This window comes from Aminobacter sp. P4_D5 (genome assembly GCF_056401815.1).
Window position 1 is genome coordinate 1 of the sequence record NZ_JBFUIP010000088.1, and the last position, 22994, is coordinate 22994.

Consider the following 22994-nt stretch of genomic DNA (forward strand, 5'->3'; position numbering starts at 1 on the left):
GTCATGTCCATGCCGCCCGAAATCGAGACCAGAACACCCCTGGCGCCCTTCATCGAGTTTTCGTCGAGCAACGGATTGGCGATCGAGGCCTCGGCTGCCTTCCTGGCCCGGTCTTGGCCACTGCCCACGCCGGTGCCCATCATGGCGCGGCCCATGTCGCGCATCACCGTCTTCACGTCGGCGAAGTCAAGATTGATCAGGCCTTCCTTGGTAATGAGGTTGGTGATGCAGCTGACGCCCGAATAAAGAACCCGGTCGGCCATGCCGAACGCATCCTCAAAGGTCGTCTTTTCCGTCGCGATGCGGAACAGGTTCTGGTTCGGAATGACGATTACCGTATCAGCGGCCTGGCGCAGAAGCTCGATGCCCTGCTCGGCCATCTGCATGCGGCGCTTGCCTTCGAAGGTGAAGGGTTTTGTGACGATCGCAACGGTCAGGATGCCCGCCGCCCGCGCCGCGCGCGCGATCACAGGTGCAGCACCGGTTCCGGTGCCGCCGCCCATGCCGGCGGTGACGAAGCACATATGCGTGCCGGCGAGCTGGTCCATGATCTCGTGGATCGATTCTTCAGCCGCGGCCTGGCCAATCTCGGGCAACGAGCCCGCACCCAGGCCTTCGGTCGCCACAGCGCCCAGCTGGACCAGCCTTGTGGCCTTCGACATCGTCAGCGCCTGGGCATCGGTATTGGCGGCGATGAACTCGGTGCCTTCCAGGCCCTCGGTGATCATGTTGTTGACGGCGTTGCCGCCGCCGCCGCCGACACCGATAACGGTCAGCTTCGGCCTCATTTCCGAGATTTCAGGTTTCTTGGAAGTGCTCATGGTTCCGTTTCCTGCGCAGCGCCCCTGCCCGAATCGGACTGGCTCAGGGAATCAGATTGATCGGGAAGCTGCAAGGAATAGCCTGCGGATTGCGGCTTTAAACCGGCAAACTCAGATTTTGCGGTGGAAAGGCATGGTCGCGGGGTGCGGCACTTTTGGCCGCCCGCACGGCTACGCAGCAGCGCAGGCGTGCGGGCCATCGCCTAAAACGACTTTGCCGCCTCATCGATCAGCGCGGCAACCTCTTTGGGATGCGAAGCCAGCGAGGCGTGGCTTGCGTCAAGTGTGATGGTCTTGCGCGTCTTCATGCGGTCGGCCATCCACTGCTCGGTCTCGGGCGGGATCATGTGGTCGCGGCTTGAGACCTGATACCAGCTCGGCTTGCTGTGCCATGCCGCCGGCCCCGACTTGTCCTCGAAGCAGCGCCCGGATATCGGCTTTTGCGTCACCGCCATCACCAAAGCATCGGTCTCGCTCAGATCCTGGCCGAAACTCTGGCGGAAGCTGTCTTGGGCCAGCCACAGGAAGCCGTCCTTGTCGGGGCGGATGCTTGCGGCACCTGACGGTGGCTCGCGCCGGGCAAAGATGCTGCCCAGGCTGTCGCCTTCATCGGGCGCGAAGGCAGCGATATAGACCAGCCCGGCAACGTTTGGCGCATGACCCGCACCGGTGATCACCGCCCCGCCATAGGAGTGGCCGACCAGCAGCGTCGGTCCGTCCTGGGCGGCGGCGAGCTTGGTGGTGCGTTCGATATCGTCGGCCAGCGACGTCAGCGGGTTCTGTACCGCGGCGAGCTTGTAGCCCTTGGCGTGGAGCAGCGGAATGACGTGACGCCAGTGCGAGGCATCGCCCCATGCGCCGTGGACCAGAACGATATTCTTTACCGATGGCATGACCAGTCTCCTTCTTCGATTGAATTCGAGCCGTTTGCGTCCGGTGGCAGGTCGTCTTTGGTGGAAGGACCAATGCGGGCCGTTGCAGCGAGCATCGGCTAATCTGATTTTGCCTTGTGACGACCAAGCGACGCCGAGCCTATTCCCGCGCGATCCCGGCGTCGATGCATTGTCTGGCCCGAGACCGAAACAAAAAAGTGATGCGATCGACGCACACGGCACCTGCCTGCCTGACAGGCAAAGGTAGTGGTCATCACCATACATTGTGCATATATATGGAGCAAATGGTGATGGAGCCTGCAACGTCATGACAACAACCTGGTCACCTTCTGTCTCGAAGGCCGGCGGGCCGCTCTATTTGGCAATTGCAGACGCCCTTTCGACCGATATCGCGGCGGGCCGGCTGCCTGCCGGATTTCGCCTGCCGCCCCAGCGCACGCTCGCCGACCAGCTCGGCATCGACTTCACGACCGTGAGCCGCGCCTATGCCGAGGCACGCAAGCGCGGGCTGGTCGAGGGACGCGTCGGCCAGGGCACCTATGTCCGGGCACAACGCCCGGTAGGTGCGTCGGCTGCGGTCACCGGCATCATCGACATGAGCATGAACCTGCCGCCGCGTTTCAATGATCCCGAACTGGCGGCCAAGATGTGGGACGGCATCACCGAACTCAGAGCCGGCGACGGGCTCGACCTTCTGATGCGCTATCAGGAGGCCGGGGGCACGTCGCGCGACAGAGCCGCCGGTGCCATGTGGCTCGCGCCCCGCCTCGGCGACATCGGCCCTGGCCGCTTGATGGTCTGTCCCGGCGCCCAGGGCGCGCTGCTGGCGCTGATCGGCGCGCTGGCAGCACCTGGCGAGACGATCTGTGCCGAGGCACTGACCTATCCCGGCCTGCTGGCAGTTGCCGAGCATCAGCGCATCGCGGTCGCCGCTGTCACGATGGACGCGCAAGGCCTTGTTCCAGACGCGTTTGAGGAAATCTGCCGCGAACGCGCGCCGAAACTGCTTTATTGTACGCCGACGCTGCACAACCCGACGACGGCGACGCTGTCGCTTGCCCGGCGCGAGCGTATCATTTCGATCGCGCGCCAGTACAATGTGCTGATCGTCGAGGACGATGCCTACGGCGCCCTGCCAGTCCATCCGGCGGCGACCTTGGCAGCACTTGCGCCCGACATCGTCTACCACATCGCCGGCCTCGCCAAATGCGTGGCACCGGCTTTGCGCATAGCCTATGTGGTGGTCCCGCAAGGGCGCACCACAGCCCATCTGGCAGGCGCGATCCGCGCCACAGCCGGCATGGCCTCGCCGCTGACTGCGGCTGTCGCGACGCGCTGGATCGAAAATGGCGTTGCCCTCTCCGTCCTGGCAGCGATCAGGGCCGAGGCAAGGCAGCGCCAGGCCATTGTGTCGAGCATTCTGCCGGCAAAGCTGGTTCAGGCCAACCCCGAGGGCTTCCATGTCTGGCTCAAGCTTCCCGGCCATTGGAACCGCAGCGATTTTGCCGCGCGCTTGCGCTCGGCCGGGATCGGCGTCGTCACCAGCGACGCCTTTTCAGTCACGGGTCCGGCGCCTGAAGCCGTGCGGCTTGGGCTGGGAGCTGCCCCTGATCACGCGTCGCTTTCGGCAAGCCTGGAGACGGTTGCCGACCTGCTTGCCCAGCAGTCGACCATGTCGCCCATGGTGGTGTAGCGCTGGCCAAAATGATCAGCGTTCAACCCGCAGCTCGTAGGTGAATTCGTCGCTTGATCGTCCTTTGAAATGATCCGCATTTCTTTTCAGGCCGATCTGTCGAAAATGCAGGGATTCCAGGAGCATTCTGGAAGCTACATTGAGCGTATCGATCTCCGCCACAAACCGCGCGAGGTTGTGGACCGAGACGAGATGATCCATGACGGCAATGCACGCCTCCCGTGCGATGCCTTGCCGACGGTTTGGCGCGAAGGTCTGATAGGCGAGCATGGCCGAACGCTCGGTGATGTCGACGGTGGCCTGCACCGAACAGACCAGAGAGCCATCCTTTTGGGCCCTTCCGAACCAGTTCAGCCATATCTGATTGGCAGGGGCGTTGGTCAGGACATGACGGTAACGTTCAGCCAGTTTTACGATACCGGCCGGAGGATCTTGCGGTACATGGACATAAAGTTCGGGGTCGTTGAGGTGCTCAAAGCAAAGCTCGGCATGCTCGACCCGTAGTGGCTCAAGAATGAGCCGTGACGTCTCGATCACGATCCCCTTATCTGGATGCTCGTTCAACCGCTATCCTCCGGTACACTGCGCTATTCTTTAAACCGCAGGGACCCTGCTGGCCGGCATCGGCCCGCTGAAACGCTCGACCCGGCCCATCCCAAGGATTTCACTGAGCGAGGTCTCATCGCTGACACGGCGGAACATGCCGGGCGACATCCATCGGGCGTGTCCGTCGACATTCGGTGCGCCGCGCCCGGTGYGGACGTCGTCGATCCACAGCGTGCGGGTCTCAAGCGAGATGCGGGTCAGGCCGGTCGAATTCGGCACGCCGGCATGGGCGTGCGCGCTGGAAAACGCGATGATCTCGCCCGGTGAAATGACCACGGGCGTCGCGTCTGTGACTTCCAGCTCCTCGGTCAGATGTGGGATAGCCGAATCCGCATCGACGGCGTTGCGCCCACCAGTTTTTGATCGCTCCAACAGCGCGGCGAGGTCGAAGTCGGCGCTGGTGTTGGCTACCGGACGATCCCATAGCGACGGATAGATCGCAAAGGTGCGGCCTTCGGTGATGTCGTAGATCGGCGCCCACCAGTTGGTCTGGGCGTAAAGATTTGAGCCCCAGGTATCGCGGTGGAAGGCGATGGTCGCGGTGGTGCGCGCACGCGGAACAACAGCCCCTCGGTCCTGATGCGGCTGGAACCTGAGATAGAGGCTGTCGCGGGCAAGCCCGTCCGCTTCCAAGCCGATTGCCTCGAACAGATCACGCCACAGGCGCTTGACCTCGGGCGAACGCGCGAAGTCGCGTTGGCGTTGCGCAAAGCTCTCAGTCTGCTCCTGATGCGACAGGTGCCGGTGGATCTCGACCGGCACGAAGGGCGCGAACGCGTCCTCCAGGAAAGCCTGGGTGAACGCTGCGAGCTCGCGCATCGGCTTCAGCTGGTCGAAGCGCAGCACATCGCCGGCATAGATCTTGTCATGAAAAACGCGCTGGTCGAGCGCCTGGGCGACATCGGTGTACATGCTATTTCCGTAATCCGGGGTTCAGACGGTCAGGCCAGCCATGCCCATCAGGAAGCGGAACAGATAAGCGATCACGCCAAGCCCCAGCACGCTGGCGGCCCAGATGAGGACCAGCCAGCCGATCCGCTTCGGCCAGGAAGGCGGCGCTTCGGAGGGGATTGCCATCAGTGATAACCCTCACCTGCCTTCACCTTGCCGCGGAAGACGTAATAGGACCAGGCGGTGTAGGCCAGGATGAAGGGGATGATGAACAGCGCGCCGACCAGCGTGAAGCCCATGCTTTGGGCCGGGGCCGCTGCCTCGCGGATCGTGATGTCGGGCGGGATGATGTTCGGCCAGAGGCTGATGCCAAGCCCGCTATAGCCGAGAAACAGCACGAACAGGGCCAGCAGGAACGGCGCGACATGCGGCGTACCTTGCAGCGAGCGCAGGATCAGCCAGCTGCTGACCAGCACCAGCACCGGCACCGGCGAGAAGAAGACAATGTTGGGGAAGCTGARCCAACGCTCGGCAATGTTTGGGTGGGCAAAGGGTGTCCACAGGCTGACGATGCCGATGACGGCGAGCAGGATCAAGGTGATCGGCCGCGCCAGCGCCACCATGCGATCATAAAGCGCGCCTTCGGTCTTGATGATCAGCCAGGTGCTGCCGAGCAGCGCGTAGGCGACGATCAAGCCGAGCCCGGTGAAAAGGCTGAAAGGTGTGATCCAGTCCAGCGCGCCGCCCGTATAGGAACCGTTTTCCATCGGAAACCCGTTGAGGAACGCGCCGAGCGACACGCCCTGGAAGAAGGTCGCGACATAAGAGCCGCCGGTAAAGGCCTTGTCCCAGAACGGCTTGTGGTGCTCGTCGGCCTTGAAGCGGAACTCGAAGGCGACGCCGCGCCAGATCAGGCCGAGCAGCATCAGCACCAGCGGCAGATAAAGCGCGCTGAGGATGGTGGCATAGGCAAGCGGGAAGACCGCCATCATCGCCGCACCGCCGAGCACCAGCCAGGTCTCATTGCCGTCCCACACCGGGGCGACGGTGTTGACCATGGTGTCGCGGTCCTCGCGGTCGCGGACGAAGGGGAACAGGATGCCGATGCCGAGATCGAAACCGTCCATGATGACATACATCATCAGGCCAAAGGCAATGATGACAGCCCAGATTACGGGAAGATCGATTCCCATGGTTTCAGCCTTTCCTGTGCTGGTAGGTCGGCGCGGACATGTGCTCCGACGCGGCGGACAGCGGACGCGAGGGGCGTCCTGAGCCAAGCGGCTCGCCTTCGACGGGCTCGCCTTCGTCGTCTTCCGGACCTTTGGCGACCAGCTTCAGCATGTAGCTGGTGCCGATGCCGAAGACGAAAAAGTAGACCACGATGAAGACGATGAGCGTGGTGCTCATTGCCAGCGCAGAATGGTTCGACACGGCGTCCTTGGTGCGCATCACGCCATAGACGATCCAAGGTTGGCGGCCGATCTCGGTGGTGAACCAGCCAGCAAGAATGGCGATCAAGCCGGTTGGCCCCATCACTGCGGCGAAGCGAAGGAACAGGTTCGTCTCAAACATCCTGCCGCGCCACCTGAGCCACAGCCCCCAGACGCTGAGCAGCAGCATCAGCATGCCGAGGCCCACCATGATGCGGAAGCTCCAGAACACGATCGTCGCGTTCGGCCGATCTTCCTTGGCGAACTCCTTGAGACCGGGGAACTGGCCGTACAAATCGTGGGTGAGGATAAGGCTGCCAAGATACGGGACCTTCAGCGCAAAACGCGTCGTCTCGGCTTCCATGTCCGGCCAGCCAAAAAGTGTCAGCGGTATGGATTCGCCGGGTTTGTTTTCCCAATGGCCTTCAAGGGCAGCAATCTTGGCGGGCTGGTGCTTCAGCGTGTTGAGGCCGTGCAGATCGCCGATGAAAATCTGGATGGGCGCCGAGACGAGCAGCATCCACATCGCCATCGACAGCATGGTGCGGACGCGACGGTTGTCGTTGCCGCGCAGCAGGTGCCAGGCGCCCGAAGCACCGACGAACAGCGCCGTGGCGAGGAATGCCGCCACCGTCATATGCGCCAGGCGGTAGGGGAAGGAGGGGTTGAAGATCACCTCGAACCAGTTCACCGGCACGACGATGCCGTTGATGATCTCGAAGCCCTGCGGGGTCTGCATCCAGCTGTTGGAGGCAAGAATCCATGTCGCCGAGATCAGCGTGCCAAGCGCCACCATCAGTGTCGCGAAAAAATGCAGTCCTGGCCCGACCTTGTTCCAGCCGAACAGCATCACGCCAAKAAAGCCGGCCTCGAGGAAGAAGGCGGTGAGCACTTCATAGGCGAGCAAGGGGCCGGTGACAGAGCCGGCAAAGGCCGAGAAATAACTCCAGTTGGTGCCGAACTGGTAAGCCATGACCAGGCCCGAGACGACGCCCATGGCGAAGTTGACGGCGAAGATCTTCGACCAGAAATGGTAGAGGTCGCGATAGACCGTGTCGCGCTTCCACAACCACAGACCTTCCAGCACAGCGAGGTAACTTGCGAGGCCGATGGTGATTGCGGGGAAGATAATGTGGAAGGAGATGGTAAAGCCGAACTGTATGCGGGCCAGTTCGAGTGCTGTCAGGCCGAACATTGAAGACCTCTCTTGCATGCACAATCGGCTTGCGCGCGATTGGTGGTCTAGGCTGATACTCGTCAGGTATTGCTCACGCCCTGCAATAGACCCCCATCTTGATCTGCGCAGCGCGCAAAGTCGACGCACCCCCACTGACATTTTGCCCCATGCGGCGGACCGGCACAGGACGAGAGAGCTATTTCCATACAATTGGTCCATTCAATCATAATTGATAGGAGTGTATGCGGATTATATGCAAATCCGTCTTGCCGACAAGGGAGAAGCGCCCTATGTGTGAACGCGATAGAGCGCCTTGCCCTGTGGCGCTGCCCGCGTGTTCGCGACCCGCCAAAGGAGGCGCGTATGTTACAGTCCAGATATAAGGCGGAAGGGTTCACCCCGACCGACAACCCGATGAAAACCGGCATTCAGGGGCTTTGCCCTCGCTGCCAAATGGGTCATCTGTTCACAGGGTTTCTGAAGCTCGCGCCGAGCTGCGAAGTCTGTGGTCTCGACTATTCTTTCGCCGATCCCGCCGACGGTCCGGCCTTTTTCGCCATGACAATCGCGGCTGTGCCCGCACTGGCTTTCGGGGTCTGGCTCCAGATGGAGTTTGGCCTGCCGCTTTGGGGACATCTGTTCATCACCTTGCCGCTCACCGTGCTGAGCTGCATGGCTTTACTTCGGCCGCTCAAGGGCTGGCTGGTGTGCTCGCAATACTTCCACAAGGCGGAGGAAGGCTCGATCGACTTCGATTGGCACGCTAAGGCCAAGGGCAAGCAGCAGAACGGCGAGACGCCGGCTGCCTGATCAGGCGCGTGGCTGTATGGCCGCCTCGACGAAAGCCGAGACGGCCTCGACATAGTGCTCTATGGTCGTGCCGCGCTTGCGATATTTGGCCCGCTTCACATACCAATCCTGCAATAATGGCTTGATCAGCGACGCCGTCAGGTCGATGTCGGCGACGGCGAATTGGCCGCTGGCCGCTCCTTGCCGCAGCACTGCGGCAAATATCTCTTCGGTCGCGGCCTCGCTGTCGACCGCCATCCGGCGTTCGGCGGCCGGAAATGATTTTGCTTCCATATAGGCAAAGACGAACCAAGGCTGCATCGCCTCGGTCAGGCGGATATGCGTCTCGATCAGCCATTTGAGATGGCCAAGCGGATCGGCGGCGATACCCTCCGACACAGCCCCCAGAACCTCGTTCACCGTTGTCGACACCTCGCCCAGGATCATCGACAGCAGCGTCGTCTTGTTGTCGAAGTAAGAATAGAGCCCGCCCATGCTGAGACCGGACGCTTGCGCCAAGTCGCGCAGGCTGGTGGCATGAAACCCTTGCTTGTTCGACAGCTTCAGCGTCGCCTCGATGATGCGGGCGAGATTGGCGACCGCGACATGCGGCTTCTGCACGCGCACGGTGTCGCGATGCCGTTCGAGGATACGCGCACATAGCGCCTCCGTCGAAAATGCGGCCGTCAACTGCCTGTGCCCTGCTAAGTTCAATCTGGCTCCTATCGTCCGCGACATGCTTGTGCAGCATCATCCGTGCCGAGATATCAGCAATTGGACAGTTGCAAAAGGGGAGGTAGGCGAATAAAGAAAACGAGCGCTCGCTCGATTTTTGAGGTGATCACTGATGCCGTTCAACAATCTCAAGGGAAAATCCGCCCTCATCACCGGAGCCTCGGGCGGGCTAGGCCTGCATTTCGCCGAACTGCTCGCAAGCCAAGGTATTGCCGTCACGCTCGCCGCGCGCCGACGCGAGGCACTGAACGAAGCTTGCGCCAGCATCGCAGCTTCAGGCGGCCAAGCCAGCGCGATCCAGATGGACGTTACCGACAGCGCCTCGGTGGCGGCGGCACTGGCGGGCAAAAGCTTCGACATATTGATCAACAATGCCGGCATTTCAGGCGCAGCTCGCGCGCTTGACCTCGACGAGGCCGAATGGGATCGCGTGCTCGACACCAACTTAAAGGGTGTGTTTGTCGTTGCCCAGGCGGTGGCGCGCGGAATGAAAGCGTCCGGCCGGGGCGGGGCGATCGTCAACATCGCCTCGATCCTCGGCCACCGTGTCGCCGGCAATCTCAGCGCCTATGCTGCCTCCAAGGCAGGCGTGATCCAGCTGACCAAGGCTTTGGCACTCGAATGGGCGCGCGAGGGCATTCGCGTCAATTCACTGTGCCCCGGCTATATCGAGACTGACATCAACCGCGAGTTCTTTACCTCTGCTGCCGGACTTGACCTCATCAAGCGCATTCCGCAGCGCCGGCTCGGCCAGCCGGGAGAGCTCGACGGCGCGTTGCTTTTGCTCGCTTCCGCCGCCGGCAGCTACATCACCGGCTCGTCGATCGAGGTCGACGGCGGCCATCTCGTTTCATCATTGTGAGTGCCGTCATGAATTTCGACATCCCCGCCCGCGTTGAAGACTATCGCACCCGCATCGCCGATTTTGTGGCGCGCGAGATGCTGCCCGTGGAGGCCGACAAAGCGTCCTATGACGAGCATGGCAACATCGCCCTGCCGCTGCTCGAAACTCTTCGCGCCAAGGCAAGGGCCGCCGGCCTGTGGTGCCTCCAGCTCAAGCCGGAGACCGGTGGTGCTGGCCTCGGCAAGATGGGCATGGCGGTCTGCTACGAGGAGATGAACCGATCGATCTTCGGCCCGGTCGTCTTCAATTCGGCGGCGCCCGACGATGGCAACATGATGGTGCTGGAAGCGCTCGGAATGCCCGAGCAAAAGGAAAAATGGCTGAAGCCGATCGTCGAGGGCAAGGTGCGCTCAGCCTTCGCCATGACCGAGCCGCATCCCGGCGGCGGCTCAGACCCGTCGATGATCGCCACCCGTGCCGAGAAGCGCGGCGACAAATATGTCGTCACCGGCCGCAAATGGTTCATCACAGGCGCGGAAGACGCCAGCCACTTCATCCTGATCGCCCGGACCTCCGATGATCCGCGCAACGGACTGTCGGCGCTGATGTTCCACAAGGACCAGCCCGGCTGGCAGATCACGCGCCGCATCGAGATCATGGGCCCGGAGGAGCATGGCGGCCATTGCGAGCTGGAATTTGACGGGCTCGAAATTCCTGTCGAAAACCTGCTTGCCGGCGAGGGCAGGGGCATGAAGGTCACCCAGGTGCGGCTTGGGCCGGCACGCCTGACCCATTGCATGCGCTGGCTCGGCCTGTCCAAGCGCTGTGTCGAGATCGCGCGCGCCTATGCCGCCGAGCGCTACGGTTTCGGCGTCAGGCTCGCCGACCGCGAGAGCATCCAGCTCAAGCTCGGCGATCTCGCCATGCGCATCGAGATCGGCCGCATGCTGGTGATGAAGGCGGCGTGGGAGCTCGACCGCGGCAGCTTCGCCCGCAAGGAAGTGTCGATGGCTAAGGTGCAGGTCGCCAACGTGCTGCATGACGCCGCTGACGTGGCGATCCAGATCAACGGCGCGCGTGGCTATTCGAAGGACACGGTGCTCGAATGGATCTACCGTTATGCGCGCCAGGCGCGGCTGGTCGATGGTGCCGACGAAGTGCACAAGATGGTGCTGAACCGTTTCCTCAACGAAGAAGGCTCGGACTTCTGGCACTGGAATGTCGAAGGCGAGGCGAAGGCTTGATGGCTGGGGACGACAAGGTTCAGGGCAATGCGGACTTCGATCCGGCGGCGCTGGCAGACTTCCTCACAGGACGCTTCGGCGAGGGGAAGATGACGCTCGAACGAATTGGCGGCGGCCAGTCCAACCCGACCTATTTCGTCGATTTCGGTGCGCGCAGCATGGTGCTGCGCAAGAAGCCGGCCGGGCCGATCCTGCGCGGGGCACACGCCATCGACCGCGAATTCCGCGTGCTCGAAGCGCTGGCGCCAACCAATGTGCCGGTGCCGAAGCCGGTGCTATATCATGACGGCGACACGCCGCTTGGCACGCCGTTCTATCTGATGGAGCGGCTCGAAGGCCGCGTTTTCCATGACTGCTCGCTTCCGGGCATGTCGCCCGACGAGCGGCGCGGCATCTATCTCGGCATGGCCGAGGCGATGGCCAAGCTGCATGCTGTACGCCCGGAGGATGTTGGCCTTGGCGACTATGGCAAGCCGGGCAATTATTTCGAGCGCCAGATCGGTCGCTGGACAAGACAACTCAGGGAATCGCCGAGCGAACGAATCCCTGCACTGGAGGCTGTCGCAGACTGGCTGCCGCAGAACATGCCGGCGGACGATGGGCGCGTGTCGATCGCGCATGGCGATTTCCGGTTGGGCAATCTGCTGTTTCACCCTGAAAAACCCGAGGTGATCGGCATCCTCGATTGGGAACTGTCGACGCTCGGCCATCCGCTCGCCGATCTCGGCTTCTGCTCGATGACCTGGCATTCCTCGCCCAACGAATATGGCGGCATCCTTGGCCTCGACATTGCAGCGCTCGGCATTCCGAGCCAGCGTAAATTCCTTGACCATTATTTCGCCCATGCGGCCCCCACCGCACCGCTCGAACGCTTCCATCTGGTATTTTCGCTGTTTCGTTTTGCCGTGATCTTTGTCGGCATCGCTGACCGGGCGCGCGCCGGCAACGCGGCTGCGACCGATGCTGCCGATGTTGCGCCGCTGGCCGGTCGCTTTGCTGCGCGAGCTATGGAGATCATCGACGGCGCCCGACCCTGGTGAGGCGGCATTGAAACGAAAGAGCCCGCGATTTCGCGGGCTTTTTTGTACATTTGACTTGGCTATGTCCTACTGCACCAGCATTCCGGCTGGATCGAAGCCTGGTTTTACACGCCTGACAATGTCGGCGGTGATGCGTGCCGAGCCGGCTGACATGGTCCAGCCCATATGGCCATGGCCGACATTGAACACCATGTTGGCAAAGCGCCCGCCGCGTCCGAAGATCGGCGTGCCCTCGGGCGTCATCGGCCTGAGGCCTGCCCAATATTGCGGTCGGGCGTAGTCGGCGCCGTTGGGGAAAATGTCGCGAATGGCCGCCAGCATGTGGCGGAAATCCTCGGGCTTGTGCGAGCGGTCGAAGCCAGCGAATTCGGCGGTTGCCGTCACGCGCATGCGGTCGCCGAAGCGGGCATAGGCGACGAGATTGTCCTCATCGACGCCACCCACGGTGGGCGGAAGATTGGTGGCCTCGACCGGCATCGTCACCGAATAGCCCTTGATCGGATAGACCGGCAGCGACACCCCGAGCCGGCGGGCGAAATCGGGCGCGAACACGCCAAGGCAAAGCACGAATTCATCCGCAGCCACCGAGCCTTTGGAGGTGGTGACGCGGGCAATGCGGTCGCCGCTGGTCTCGAAACCCTTGACCTCGGTGTCGAACATGAACTTGACGCCGAGCTTTTCGGCACAATGACGAGCGAGATTCCGGGTGAAGACATGCGCATCGCCGCTGCCGTCGGATGGGCAGTAGACCGCACCGGCGAACTTGTCCGTCACCTTGGCCAGTGCCGGGTCGATGCGTGCAGCTTCATCGGGTGAGACGGCGCGCAGTTCCAGCCCTTCCTCAGACAGGATGCGTGTGTTGGCGGAACCCCGCGCGAAGGATTCAGGCTTGCGGTAGAGATAGAGCAGGCCTCCGTCGAGGCCGTGATAGTCGACGCCGGTATCCGCGACGATGCCTTGCAGGCGATCCTGCGAATAGCGGCACAGACGCACCTTGCGCTTGGTGTTGGTGCGCGCCTTCTCGGCCGTGCAGTTCATCAGGAATTTCCACGACCACGACCACAGCCGTGGATCGAGGCTTGGCTTGAAACGCAGCGCCTGGCTGTCGTCGAACAGCGAGCGGAGCAGGATGCGCGGCGCCTTGGGCGACGACCAGGTGTAGGCGTGACCGGGTGCGATAAGCCCGGCATTGGCAAAGCTGGTTTCGCCCGCCGCTTCGGAAAGCCGGTCGATGACCGTCACCTCATGCCCGTCGCGGGCAAGCTCATAGGCGGTGGTGACGCCGACAACTCCGGCGCCGAGCACGGCAACGCGCATCCCAAAAATCTCCGTGATTATGCCGTTGCCGCTCAGAGAGCGGCGATGACGGCGATCTCGACCGTGAATTGCGGCGCGGCGAGCTTGGATTCGACGGTTGCGCGGGCGGGAGCGCTGTCCTTGGCGACCCAGGCGTCCCACACGGCGTTCATCTCGGCAAAGCCTGCGATGTCGGCGAGCCAGATGGAAGCGGAGAGGACCTTGGTCTTGTCGGTACCGGCCTTGGCCAGCACGGCGTCGATGCGGTCGAGGATGTTCTTGGTCTGGGCGGTGACACTTTCGCCGGCGGCGTCGAGCGCGACCTGCCCCGATACATAGACGGTGTTGCCGTGGACGACGGCCTGGCTCATGCGCGGGCCAACGTCAATTCGGGTGATGTTGCTCATGGTCTCATACTCCAGGTTTGGTTCGATTGCGTCGGCACTATATGTCGACACAAGTGTATCCACAAGAGGATTGTGGACTGCACTTTGTCGTGGCATTAGTTCGCCAATGCGAGCCTGCCACGCGGGCTCAACCAACAGACAGCCCGACTGAAGACGGAGCGCAGGTGCAAAAGACAGCCAAGCCGAAGAAGACGGGACGCGCCGCCGACAGCGTCGAAAAGGTCTATGACGCGGTCAAGGAACTGGCGGTCGAGTACCGCTTCAAGCCCGGCGAGCGTGTCAATGAGGTTGAGCTGGCGACCAAGCTTGGTGTGTCGCGGACCCCGGTGCGTGAAGCGCTCAACCGGCTGGCACGTGACGGTTTCATGAGTTTTGTTCCCAATCGTGGCTTCTATGCCCGCGATATCACGCCTGAAGGGGTGCGGGAACTGTACGAATTGCGCGCCGCGATCGAACGGGCGGCATTCCGGCTTGCCTGCGAGCGGGGCACCGATGCCGAGCTTGGCGAGACCATCGCGATTTGGCAAAACAACAGCAATCTCGGTCCGACAACCGACTGGGCCAAGGTGGCCGAGGCCGACGAGGCGTTTCACATCGCCATCGTCACCTTGTCCAAGAACGGGCGGATGCTCAACGCGCTGGAAGGCGTCAACTCGCTGATCCGCTTCTTTCGCCGCATCGATCTCGAGAGCAACCGCCGCCGCGGCGGCACCTATGACGAGCACGCGGCGATCATCGACTGCCTCAGGCGCCGCGACGGCGAGGCCGGTGGCGAGCTCATCGAACGCCACATCACGTTAAGCTCCGCGCATGCGGTCGAGGTGACCAAGGAAGGGCTGGCGCGGATCTTCTTCGGTCGGCCCGAGTAGCTTTCCGCAACTTGCATCTGTCGCCGCGAAGCGCAGGAAATGCGCGGCGCGGCATCGAGACTTGCTTGGCGTATTCATCAAAATGCCGTAGTGGGAGGCTCATAAGGCAATTCAGCCCCAGCCGTCGGACCTTTGCGCCAATACGAGATGCAGCAAACCAAGGCACATAGAAAGCCTGCTCCCGGCATTTTGACGGTCGCATTTCTATGCCTGGCCGTGGCTTTTGCCATGGTTTGCAGCCCGTTGGCCGATGGCATGGCTGTCGCGTCCGAAATGGCCAAGCCGAGTTCCGGGGGCATGGACGTCCGCGAGCGGCATAGCGCTCCGGCCATTCCCGAGCGCTCATTTGTCGTCGTCGATTGGCGCAGCGTCAAAGCAGCACCCCTTCACGATGACGGCAATTCGGCCTTGTTGCCGCGTAGCATCGAAGTTCCAGAAGCGGTCTTCGACAAGCCGCGAAATGAACTGGTTCTCCAGCTCGTTTTCCGCCCCTCAGGGCCAGGCTACACAGCCCGCGCGCCCCCGGCATTTTCCTGAACTTTTTGAATGGCGCAGGCCCCAGGGTCTCGTGCCGCCCGGACTAACAACCATCTTTCGCGCGCCATGACGCCGCGGTGATGGTTTTTGCAGGATCAGATATATGCGGACCTCCCGATGGGTGGTGGTGACATACACCATCATCATTTTGGCCGGCATCATTGCCGCGCTTCCCAATGTTCTTACGGCTAATCAACTGGCGGCCTTGCCGAACTGGTTCCCGAAAAAGCAGGTCACGCTCGGCCTCGACCTCCAGGGCGGTTCGCATCTGGTGCTTGAAGTCGATGCGGCGGCCTTGAAGACCGACCGTTTGCGCTCTTTGCTCGACGACGTCCGCGGCGCCCTGCGCAAGGAGCGTGTCAACGCGTCGTCGGCCCGGCTCGCAGGCGATGCCATCGTCGTCAACATTGCCGACGATGGCCAGCGTGCGAAAGCCCTGGCCACGCTGCAATCGCTGGCTGTTCCCGTCAGTGGCCTTGGTCTCGGCGCAGGCAAGCCCGACATTGAGGTCACGACAGCCGACAAGCAGATCAAGGTCGTACTGACCGAGGCTGGCCAGCGCGACAAGCTCGATGCAGCGCTGCAGCAGAGCCTCGAGATCGTGCGCCAGCGCGTCGACCAGGTCGGCGTCGCCGAACCAACAATCCAGCGTGTCGGCAGCGACCGCATGCTCGTGCAGCTCCCGGGCCTGCAAGACCCGACCCGGTTGCGCGAACTGCTCGGCAGCACCGCCAAGATGACGTTCCACATGGTGGCCAACGTCGCCAATGGCGAACCGTTGCCGCGCGGCGTTACCATGATGCCCGACGCCAAGTCCGGCGCGCAATATCCTGTCGAGGACCGCGTCGCGCTCGATGGTGCACGCCTCACCGATGCTCGCGCCGGCTTTGACCAGCGCACCCAGGAACCGCTGGTTTCGTTCCGCTTCGACAGCGTCGGCGCGCGTCAGTTCGCCGAGATCACCGCTGCCAATGTCGGTAAGCCCTTTGCCATCGTGCTCGACGGCAAGGTGCTGTCGGCACCAAACATCCGCGAGCCGATCACCGGCGGCTCGGGCCAGATCAGCGGCAGCTTCAGCGTCGAAGAGACGGTGACGCTTTCCGCACTCCTGCGCGCCGGCGCACTGCCGGCACCGCTGACCGTTATCGAAGAGCGCACCGTCGGTCCCGACCTCGGCGGCGACGTCATCAAGATGGGCATCTACACAGGCGTCGCCGGCTTTGTGGCCGTCGTGCTGTTCATGGTCGCGCTCTACGGCACTTGGGGCATGATCGCGAATTTCGCCCTGTTGCTGCACCTGATCCTGACCTTCGGCGTCCTGACCCTGATCGGCGGCACGCTGACACTGCCCGGCATCGCCGGCATCATTCTGGGCATCGGCTTCGGCGTCGACGCCAACATCTTGATCAATGAACGCATCAGGGAAGAGTCGAAGAAGGGACTCAGCGCCTTTGCTGCCTTGGACAATGGCTTCAAGCGCGCCTACTCGACCATTGTGGACGCCAACGTGACGTCGCTCATCGCTACTGGCCTGCTGTTCATGTTCGGCTCGGGTCCGGTGCGCGGCTTTGCCATCACCATGTTCCTGGGTACCTGTCTGTCGATGTTCACCGCCGTTTCGGTGACGCGCATCCTGATGGCCGCAGTTGTGCGCCGCAAGCGCCTGAAGACGATCACCATCGAACCGCTGGTCCGCTTCTTCCCTGAAAAGACCTCGATCTCGTTCATGAAGGCCCGTTACCTCGGCATCGGCATGTCGATCTTCCTGTCGCTTGCCTCCATCGGCCTGTTCTTCAAGCCGGGCCTCAACTACGGCATCGACTTCAAGGGCGGCATCCAGGTCGAGATCGCGACGTCGACACCGGCCGACCTGGCTCAGCTGCGCAGCACACTCGGCAGCTTAAACATCGGCGAGGTTGCCCTGCAACAGATCGGCAGCGATGGTAACGTGCTGATCCGCGTGCAGCGTCAGGAAGGCGGCGAGACGGCGCAGACCGCGGCCGTCGACACCATCAAGGCTGCCGTGCAGAAGCTCGATCCGAGCGTGAAATTCGAACGCACCGAAGTGGTGGGTCCGAAGGTTAGCGGCGAGTTGGCGCAGTCCGGCATCCTGGCCGTGGTTCTGGCCGCGCTTGCCATGCTGGTCTACATCTGGTGGCGGTTCGAATGGAACTTCGCCATCGGCGCCATTGCCACACTGGTGCTCGATACCACCAAGATGGTCGGCTTCTTTGCGCTGTTCGGGCTGGACTTCAACCTGACGGCGATCGCGGCCCTGCTGACCATCATCGGCTATTCGGTGAACGACAAGGTGGTGGTCTACGACCGCATGCGCGAGAATTTGCGCCTGTACAAGAAGATGCCGCTGCGCGAGATCATCGACATGAGCATCAACCAGGTGTTCGCGCGCTGTATCTATACTTCTGTTGCCATCCTGCTTTCGATGCTGCCGATGGCGATCTGGGGCGGCAGTGCGGTGGAGAACTTTGCCATTCCGATGGTGTTCGGCGTATTCATTGCAACGACCTCGTCGATCTTCATCGCCGCACCGATCCTGCTTCTGCTCGGCGACTGGTGGCAGCACCGTCATGCCGGCCGGGAGCCGTCAACTCAGGTGGTTGCAACCAAGGCTTGAACTACTTTGCCGGAGCCGTTTCATGGCGGCTCCGGTAAAGACCCACTTGCGTGAAACCTGACGATTGGATGGCAAGTCGGGCCGGCTGGCGGTGCCGAGAAATCGTCACTTAAAATCGTATGCCGTCAGCACATACAAGCTTTTGCGCCCGTGGGAATAAACCTCCCGCGCGACGTCCTGGATCGAGATGCGGGCCGTATCGAAGGCGGCAAGATATCGCGTTTCATTGTCAGCCGTCGCGTGGCTGGCTTGGAGCGCCTGAACCTCGACGAAAAACGGAACTTCAAACGTCCCATCATAGCCCAGGAAGCGTATGGCCTTTTTTGCGGCGTCATAGCTGCGGCTTCTGTTCGGGAAAGCTAGGGTCATCAGTTGCTCCAGTGCAGGGTCGTTGGATCAGGTTGCCGAAAGGCGCCGGACAATGGCGAGCCACTACGGCTGTAGGTTGCAGGCCTTGGTTCCGCCTTCCGTCAATTCGGAAGCTCAAACATCCCATCGCAGGGACCAGGTTCGTCGCCTGATTTGCGCTTTGTACGGGATGCATACCAAGGGTTACTCCACCTCATTGTGCAGTCGCGATGTCGGCATGTCGCGCGTCAGCAGTCCGCTGAGAATCCGGGCTGTCTCGCGCAGCATGGCTTGCATATCCTGCTCGGTGAGAGCGTATGGTTCGTCCGCTGCATCGAGAAGTTGGACCACGAGTTCGACGCCGCGCTGATGCAATTCAGCCATCAGGGGCCTCTTTCATTTTTGGTCGAAATATCGATGGCCGCCGGCCTAGATCAGGCGGTTGCGTTCGTGGATATCTCTTGCGCGCCGCCGCTTTCCGACGGTGTCGTTGATACGTCGCCGATCAGCTTCGTCCCGTGGAGGCCGAAGCGGCATCATCGCCGTTTCCAGGCGCAGCACATGGTCCTGATTTGGTGAAGGCTTGAGAGCGCCACCCTCGTTGTCCCATCGATCGATAGCCCGATCCATGGTCGTGCGCTGGTGCGCATATCTCGTGAGCCTCTTGCCAAGATCATCGACAGTCGTTGTTCCGTTCTGAAATCGTGCTGTCGCCGTTTCCCGATCGGGGTCAGGCTGAGAGCCACGTTGCCGGATTTCGGCAAGTAACCGCCTGATCATGCTCATGTTTTCGGAAGTCAGATAGTTGGAAGACACGGTGTCCTCCTTTCAGTTGGGGCTAGGGCACGATGGCCGCCCTCAATCAGCCGCGCCCTAAGACGAGCGGCCGACAATTGACCCTGCGCCTTTATCCAGGTCGCGTCTACAGCGATGATCAAATATTCGATGCGGAAATAATTCTGAACATGGCGGAACGAACATCCCTGGCCAGCCGTTTTGTTTCTGGCGGCATTCGGCCGCCCACTAATAATAAAGGAATATCAATATGAAACGCATTGCATTTGGACTTGCGGCTGTACTTATGACCGCTGGAATGGGTTTTGCAGCGGAGCCTGCAATGATGACGAAGACACCAAAGGGTGAAATATACACAAATACGAAGGGCATGACGCTCTATACGTTTGACAAGGACAAGGCTGGCGCATCCAGCTGTTATGATGCTTGTGCCGCGACCTGGCCGGCGCTCAAGGCTGATGCCAAGTCAAAGGCTGCCGGCGCATGGACTGTCGTTGACCGCACGGACGGCAGCAAGATGTGGGCGTATGACGGAAAGCCGCTCTACACCTATGCCAAAGACAAGAAAGCCGGTGATATGAACGGCGAGGGCGTCGGTGGCGTCTGGCATATGGCCAAGGCGAAGGCCAGCTAACCATCACGTGTGGGCGGCGTCTCATGGCGCCGCCGGGTGCGGACTAGCGGGATAATTCCGGGAAACGGGAGGCAGGCAATGATCGTGCAGGAGATGATGCGAGAGGACAACATTGCAGTCTTGTCGTCACAAGGGCTTGGACGGCTGGCTTGCGCCAGAGACAACCGGCCTTATTTGGTGCCTTTTCACTACGCATTTTCCGACAATCATCTGTACAGTTTTTCGATGCAGGGTCAGAAGATCGACTGGATGCGCGAGAATGCCCAGGTGTGTGTTCAGGTCGATGAAATCATTGCAAATCGAGAATGGCGAAGCGTTATCGTTTATGGCCTGTTTGAGGAGTTGCCCGACACACCGCAATGGCAACGTGATCGCGACCATGCCTGGTCTTTGCTTCAGCAACACGCCAACTGGTGGGAGCCAGGAAGTCTGAAACCCAGCTCCCCGTCAACTGCGGTCGGCTCAGCACCGGTGTTTTACCGGATTAGGATCGAAAGCATGACCGGTAGGCATGCTCGTGAGGCTGCGCCGTCTGACTAGAGTGCAAGAATGGCCGCTTCAATGACGAATTTTGGCGCCATACTGGCATCATGATTCTTGCTTCGCCTCCGTCATCCCAGCTTCCACAAGATCCGTTTGAACCCGCCGATGACGCGCTGCTTGATATCGTGCAGCAGCAGACGATCCGCTATTTCTGGGAAGGCGCCCATCCAGTCAGCGGCCTTGCCCGCGACCGCCAGAGGACCACAGGCGATCGGCCAAACGATCTTGTGGCGATCGGTGGCTCCGGCTTCGGGATCATGGCCATCATCGTTGCAGTTGAACGAGGCTGGGTCGATCGCGCCGAAGCCCTGCGTCGACTGCATCGGATGCTCGATTTGCTCGAGCGTTCGCCACGTTACCACGGCATGTTCCCGCATTTTATCCACGGCGCTACAGGCGACACTATCCCGTTTCGGCGCAAGGATGACGGAGCGGACCTTGTCGAAACGACATTCCTGTTTCAGGGGTTGATTTGTGCCCGCGAATATCTGGACGGCCTCTCGGCCGAGGAACAGCGTCTTTGCGATCGGGTGAACGCGTTGCTGGCGCAGGCCGAGTGGAGCTGGTTTGCGCGGAAAGGCAAACTCTACTGGCACTGGAGCCCCAGGCATGGTTGGGCCATGAACAGCCCGATCGAAGGCTGGAACGAGTGCCTGCTTGCATTCGTTCTGGGAGCAGGATCGCAGCATCACGCCATCGATCCGGATTGCTACCACGACGGCTTTGCCACTGGGCCGGCTTTTCAAAACGGGCGTGACCACTACGGAATAGCCTTGCCACTAGGAACGGACTTTGGTGGCCCGCTCTTTTTCGCGCATTATTCCTTTTGCGGGCTCGATCCCAACGGCCTCAATGATCGCTATGCCGACTATTGGGAGCAAAATATTCGTCACGCGCTGATCAACCATCGCCATTGCGAGCTCAATCCCCATAACCATCAAGGCTACGGCGCCGATTGCTGGGGGCTCACCGCATCTCATGGGCCGACGGGCTATATCGCGCATGCTCCGGATAGGGACGTTGGTGTCATCACGCCGAGTGCCGCTCTATCAAGTTTTCCTTATGTGCCCGAACAGGCGATGTCGGCTTTGCGCGGTTTCCTGGTGAAGCCAAGGAAACGCATCTGGGGGCGTTTCGGCTTTGTCGACGCGTTCTGCGAAAACCGCAACTGGTACGCCCGCACCTATTTGGCCATCAACCAAGGCCCCATTGTCGCAATGATTGAAAACCATCGCACCGGGCTTTTGTGGAGGCTGTTCATGGGCGCACCGGAAGTTCGCCTTGGCCTGGCTAGGCTGGGTTTCACCGGGCCAGGAACCAAACATCTGAGACGTGAGGCAGCCGGGTCGCTCGCGGTTTCCTAGCCGTTGGCCGCGCGGACCTCGACCCGCAACAGGGCCAGCATTTCATCGAGGTCGGCCCGGTCGGCGATCGAGATGCGCAGCCATTCCGGCAGGCCGTAGTCCTCGTTCGAACGGATGATGAAGCCCTGCTTGGCAAGCCGCGCCACAGTCGTCTGCGCCCAGCCGGCATAGGCACCGGGCAGGCGGACGAAAGCGAAGTTGGCAGCGCTTGGCGAAATCTCGAAACCGAGCTTGCGCAGTTCGCCTTCGAGATATTCGCGCTCCTCGGCGGTGCGGGCGCGCACGTGCTGGACAAAATCCTGCTCGCCGACAGCAACGGTCGCTGCCACCTGCGCCAGGCCGTTGACGTTGCCGATGCCGCGCACATTGTTCAGCGCCGAGACAACTTCCGGATAGGCATAAGCCCAGCCGGCACGCGCGGACGCCAGGCCATAGGCCTTGGAGAAGGTGCGCGTGACGATGACGTTGGGATGGCGATCGGCGATCTCGAAAGTAGCGATCGCCTCGACCGGGTCGACATATTCGGCGTAAGCCGCGTCGAGCACAAGAACGATATGCGACGGCAGCTCGCGCGCCAGCCGCGCGACCTCGTCCATCGGCACGACCGAGCCGGTGGGGTTGTTTGGGTTGGCGAGGAAGACGACGCGCGTCGCTGGCGTGACGGCGGCCAAAAGCGCGTCGACATCGACGGAAAAGTCCGGCCCGAGCGGTGCCTCGACCGCCTTGGCGCCAAGACGGTAGGCAACGATGGCGAACTGCAGGAAGGAATAGGCCGGAAACAGAATCTCKTCGCCGGCGCGCGCATAGACGCGGCCGACAGCATCCAACAGCTCCTCCGAGCCGTTGCCGCAGACGATGCGGGCGGGGTCGAGGTTGAACTGCTTGCCGATTGCCGCACGCATCGTTCCGCAGTTCGGATCGGCATAGCGGTAGACATTAGGCGCGGCCTCACGGATTGCCTCGACCACGCCCGGTGCCGATCCGAGCCAGCTTTCGTTGAGCCCGAGATTGACTACGCGTGCCGCACCAGTGGTGTCGATCTTCTTGACGACGGTCAGCGTACGGGCGGACAGATAAGGCACAGGCAGGGACATTTCATTTCCTCGAAATAGATAATGAGGGGGGCGCTTAGTCGGAGCCGATAAGGATCTTGGTATAGAGCGAGCGGAAGCGCTTGCGGTCCGCCGGCGGCTCCTTGAAGTGGGTGGCGTAGTAGCCGATCTGCTGGAAATAGGTGATGCGGGCGCGGATCAGGCTTTCGTCCTGGTCGTAGCCCATCACCGCAAAAGCCCTGACAAGCAGCGCCATACGAAAATCGTCCTGCGCCYGCACCTTGCGGGCGATCACTGCCGAGCTGCGCGCCCAGTCTCTGATCGCGAGATCGAGCCGGGGGCTGAAGG

Annotated in this window: 25 protein-coding genes and 1 pseudogene; 11 read left to right on the forward strand and 15 right to left on the reverse strand. The window is 61.6% G+C overall.

Annotated features, from left to right (window positions below):
* A partial coding sequence (ftsZ, locus tag AC1DWF_RS18850) for a cell division protein FtsZ (RefSeq protein WP_476841927.1) occupies nt 1-821 on the reverse strand: 821 nt, incomplete at its 3' end.
* Nucleotides 822-1024: 203 nt separating this feature from the next.
* A complete protein-coding gene (locus tag AC1DWF_RS18855; RefSeq protein WP_476784698.1) occupies nt 1025-1714 on the reverse strand; it encodes an alpha/beta hydrolase in 690 nt (229 codons plus the stop codon).
* Nucleotides 1715-2021: 307 nt separating this feature from the next.
* On the opposite strand from AC1DWF_RS18855, the gene AC1DWF_RS18860 reads away from it, so the two are divergent.
* Complete coding sequence (locus AC1DWF_RS18860; RefSeq protein WP_476789127.1) at nt 2022-3407, forward strand: aminotransferase-like domain-containing protein; 1386 nt, start codon at nt 2022-2024, stop codon at nt 3405-3407.
* A gap of 15 nt (nt 3408-3422) precedes the next feature.
* On the opposite strand, the gene AC1DWF_RS18865 is transcribed toward AC1DWF_RS18860, so the two are convergent.
* From AC1DWF_RS18865 to AC1DWF_RS18885, 5 genes are read right to left on the reverse strand one after another with little or no spacing between them, the layout of a single operon-like run.
* Nucleotides 3423-3971: a GNAT family N-acetyltransferase gene (locus tag AC1DWF_RS18865; RefSeq protein WP_476789128.1), complete on the reverse strand. Its 549-nt coding sequence runs from the start codon at nt 3969-3971 to the stop codon at nt 3423-3425.
* A 30-nt stretch (nt 3972-4001) separates the two neighbouring features.
* Complete coding sequence (locus AC1DWF_RS18870) at nt 4002-4925, reverse strand: hypothetical protein (protein ID WP_476841928.1); 924 nt, start codon at nt 4923-4925, stop codon at nt 4002-4004.
* A 21-nt stretch (nt 4926-4946) separates the two neighbouring features.
* Complete coding sequence (locus tag AC1DWF_RS18875; protein WP_476789130.1) at nt 4947-5090, reverse strand: DUF2474 domain-containing protein; 144 nt, start codon at nt 5088-5090, stop codon at nt 4947-4949.
* Nucleotides 5090-6097: a cytochrome d ubiquinol oxidase subunit II gene (gene cydB, locus AC1DWF_RS18880; protein ID WP_476841929.1), complete on the reverse strand. Its 1008-nt coding sequence runs from the start codon at nt 6095-6097 to the stop codon at nt 5090-5092. Before cydB ends, AC1DWF_RS18875 begins: the two co-directional genes overlap by 1 nt.
* A 4-nt stretch (nt 6098-6101) precedes the next feature.
* The gene (locus AC1DWF_RS18885; RefSeq protein ID WP_476841930.1) at nt 6102-7532 is read right to left on the reverse strand and encodes a cytochrome ubiquinol oxidase subunit I; all 1431 of its coding nucleotides are present in this window, start codon (nt 7530-7532) and stop codon (nt 6102-6104) included.
* A gap of 345 nt (nt 7533-7877) precedes the next feature.
* Here AC1DWF_RS18885 and AC1DWF_RS18890 point away from each other — a divergent pair, with 345 nt between their 5' ends.
* A complete protein-coding gene (locus tag AC1DWF_RS18890; RefSeq protein WP_476786518.1) occupies nt 7878-8324 on the forward strand; it encodes a DUF983 domain-containing protein in 447 nt (148 codons plus the stop codon).
* Here AC1DWF_RS18890 and AC1DWF_RS18895 read toward each other — a convergent pair whose 3' ends face one another.
* Nucleotides 8325-9041: a TetR/AcrR family transcriptional regulator gene (locus tag AC1DWF_RS18895; RefSeq protein WP_476789132.1), complete on the reverse strand. Its 717-nt coding sequence runs from the start codon at nt 9039-9041 to the stop codon at nt 8325-8327.
* A gap of 109 nt (nt 9042-9150) precedes the next feature.
* Here AC1DWF_RS18895 and AC1DWF_RS18900 point away from each other — a divergent pair, with 109 nt between their 5' ends.
* Genes AC1DWF_RS18900 through AC1DWF_RS18910 form a run of 3 tightly spaced genes read left to right on the forward strand, consistent with a single transcriptional unit; the run spans nt 9151 to nt 12166 of the window.
* Nucleotides 9151-9900 (forward strand): SDR family NAD(P)-dependent oxidoreductase, encoded by a 750-nt coding sequence (locus AC1DWF_RS18900; protein WP_476786115.1) that lies wholly within the window; start codon nt 9151-9153, stop codon nt 9898-9900.
* Between the two features lie 8 nt (nt 9901-9908).
* A complete protein-coding gene (locus AC1DWF_RS18905; RefSeq protein ID WP_476786116.1) occupies nt 9909-11126 on the forward strand; it encodes an acyl-CoA dehydrogenase family protein in 1218 nt (405 codons plus the stop codon).
* The gene (locus AC1DWF_RS18910; protein WP_476786117.1) at nt 11126-12166 is read left to right on the forward strand and encodes a phosphotransferase family protein; all 1041 of its coding nucleotides are present in this window, start codon (nt 11126-11128) and stop codon (nt 12164-12166) included. Before AC1DWF_RS18905 ends, AC1DWF_RS18910 begins: the two co-directional genes overlap by 1 nt.
* Nucleotides 12167-12232: 66 nt before the next feature.
* Here AC1DWF_RS18910 and AC1DWF_RS18915 read toward each other — a convergent pair whose 3' ends face one another.
* Entirely contained in the window at nt 12233-13483 is a 1251-nt protein-coding gene (locus tag AC1DWF_RS18915) for a D-amino acid dehydrogenase (RefSeq protein WP_476804321.1), read from the reverse strand.
* Between the two features lie 32 nt (nt 13484-13515).
* Nucleotides 13516-13869, reverse strand: a complete 354-nt coding sequence (locus tag AC1DWF_RS18920) for a RidA family protein (RefSeq protein ID WP_476789134.1) — start codon at nt 13867-13869, stop codon at nt 13516-13518.
* A 164-nt stretch (nt 13870-14033) separates the two neighbouring features.
* Here AC1DWF_RS18920 and AC1DWF_RS18925 point away from each other — a divergent pair, with 164 nt between their 5' ends.
* The 3 genes from AC1DWF_RS18925 to secD all read left to right on the forward strand — a co-directional run bounded on the left by AC1DWF_RS18925 (nt 14034) and on the right by secD (nt 17910).
* A complete protein-coding gene (locus AC1DWF_RS18925) occupies nt 14034-14738 on the forward strand; it encodes a GntR family transcriptional regulator (protein ID WP_476799925.1) in 705 nt (234 codons plus the stop codon).
* 255 nt (nt 14739-14993) lie between these two features.
* Entirely contained in the window at nt 14994-15275 is a 282-nt protein-coding gene (locus AC1DWF_RS18930) for a hypothetical protein (protein ID WP_476789136.1), read from the forward strand.
* 103 nt (nt 15276-15378) lie between these two features.
* Nucleotides 15379-17910, forward strand: coding sequence for a protein translocase subunit SecD (gene secD / locus AC1DWF_RS18935; protein ID WP_476804322.1), 2532 nt, complete (start codon nt 15379-15381; stop codon nt 17908-17910).
* A 105-nt stretch (nt 17911-18015) separates the two neighbouring features.
* Here secD and AC1DWF_RS18940 read toward each other — a convergent pair whose 3' ends face one another.
* The 3 genes from AC1DWF_RS18940 to AC1DWF_RS18950 all read right to left on the reverse strand — a co-directional run bounded on the left by AC1DWF_RS18940 (nt 18016) and on the right by AC1DWF_RS18950 (nt 19074).
* Nucleotides 18016-18279, reverse strand: a complete 264-nt coding sequence (locus AC1DWF_RS18940) for a DUF1488 family protein (RefSeq protein ID WP_476784787.1) — start codon at nt 18277-18279, stop codon at nt 18016-18018.
* Between the two features lie 183 nt (nt 18280-18462).
* Complete coding sequence (locus AC1DWF_RS18945) at nt 18463-18642, reverse strand: hypothetical protein (protein WP_476789138.1); 180 nt, start codon at nt 18640-18642, stop codon at nt 18463-18465.
* 45 nt (nt 18643-18687) lie between these two features.
* On the reverse strand, nt 18688-19074 hold the full coding sequence (locus AC1DWF_RS18950) for a hypothetical protein (RefSeq protein WP_476789139.1): 387 nt from the start codon (nt 19072-19074) through the stop codon (nt 18688-18690).
* 229 nt (nt 19075-19303) lie between these two features.
* On the opposite strand from AC1DWF_RS18950, the gene AC1DWF_RS18955 reads away from it, so the two are divergent.
* The 3 genes from AC1DWF_RS18955 to AC1DWF_RS18965 all read left to right on the forward strand — a co-directional run bounded on the left by AC1DWF_RS18955 (nt 19304) and on the right by AC1DWF_RS18965 (nt 21594).
* A complete protein-coding gene (locus tag AC1DWF_RS18955; protein ID WP_476784785.1) occupies nt 19304-19687 on the forward strand; it encodes a COG4315 family predicted lipoprotein in 384 nt (127 codons plus the stop codon).
* Between the two features lie 78 nt (nt 19688-19765).
* On the forward strand, nt 19766-20227 hold the full coding sequence (locus AC1DWF_RS18960) for a pyridoxamine 5'-phosphate oxidase family protein (RefSeq protein ID WP_476784784.1): 462 nt from the start codon (nt 19766-19768) through the stop codon (nt 20225-20227).
* 260 nt (nt 20228-20487) lie between these two features.
* A complete protein-coding gene (locus tag AC1DWF_RS18965) occupies nt 20488-21594 on the forward strand; it encodes a glucoamylase family protein (RefSeq protein WP_476841931.1) in 1107 nt (368 codons plus the stop codon).
* Here the strand turns inward: AC1DWF_RS18965 and AC1DWF_RS18970 are convergent.
* Together AC1DWF_RS18970 and AC1DWF_RS18975 are read right to left on the reverse strand one after the other, a co-directional pair.
* Nucleotides 21591-22688, reverse strand: a complete 1098-nt coding sequence (locus AC1DWF_RS18970; protein WP_476841932.1) for a pyridoxal phosphate-dependent aminotransferase — start codon at nt 22686-22688, stop codon at nt 21591-21593. The two genes, AC1DWF_RS18965 and AC1DWF_RS18970, sit on opposite strands and share 4 nt — an antisense overlap.
* Nucleotides 22689-22722: 34 nt before the next feature.
* A pseudogene (locus tag AC1DWF_RS18975) lies at nt 22723-22994 on the reverse strand (TetR/AcrR family transcriptional regulator); the annotation flags it as partial.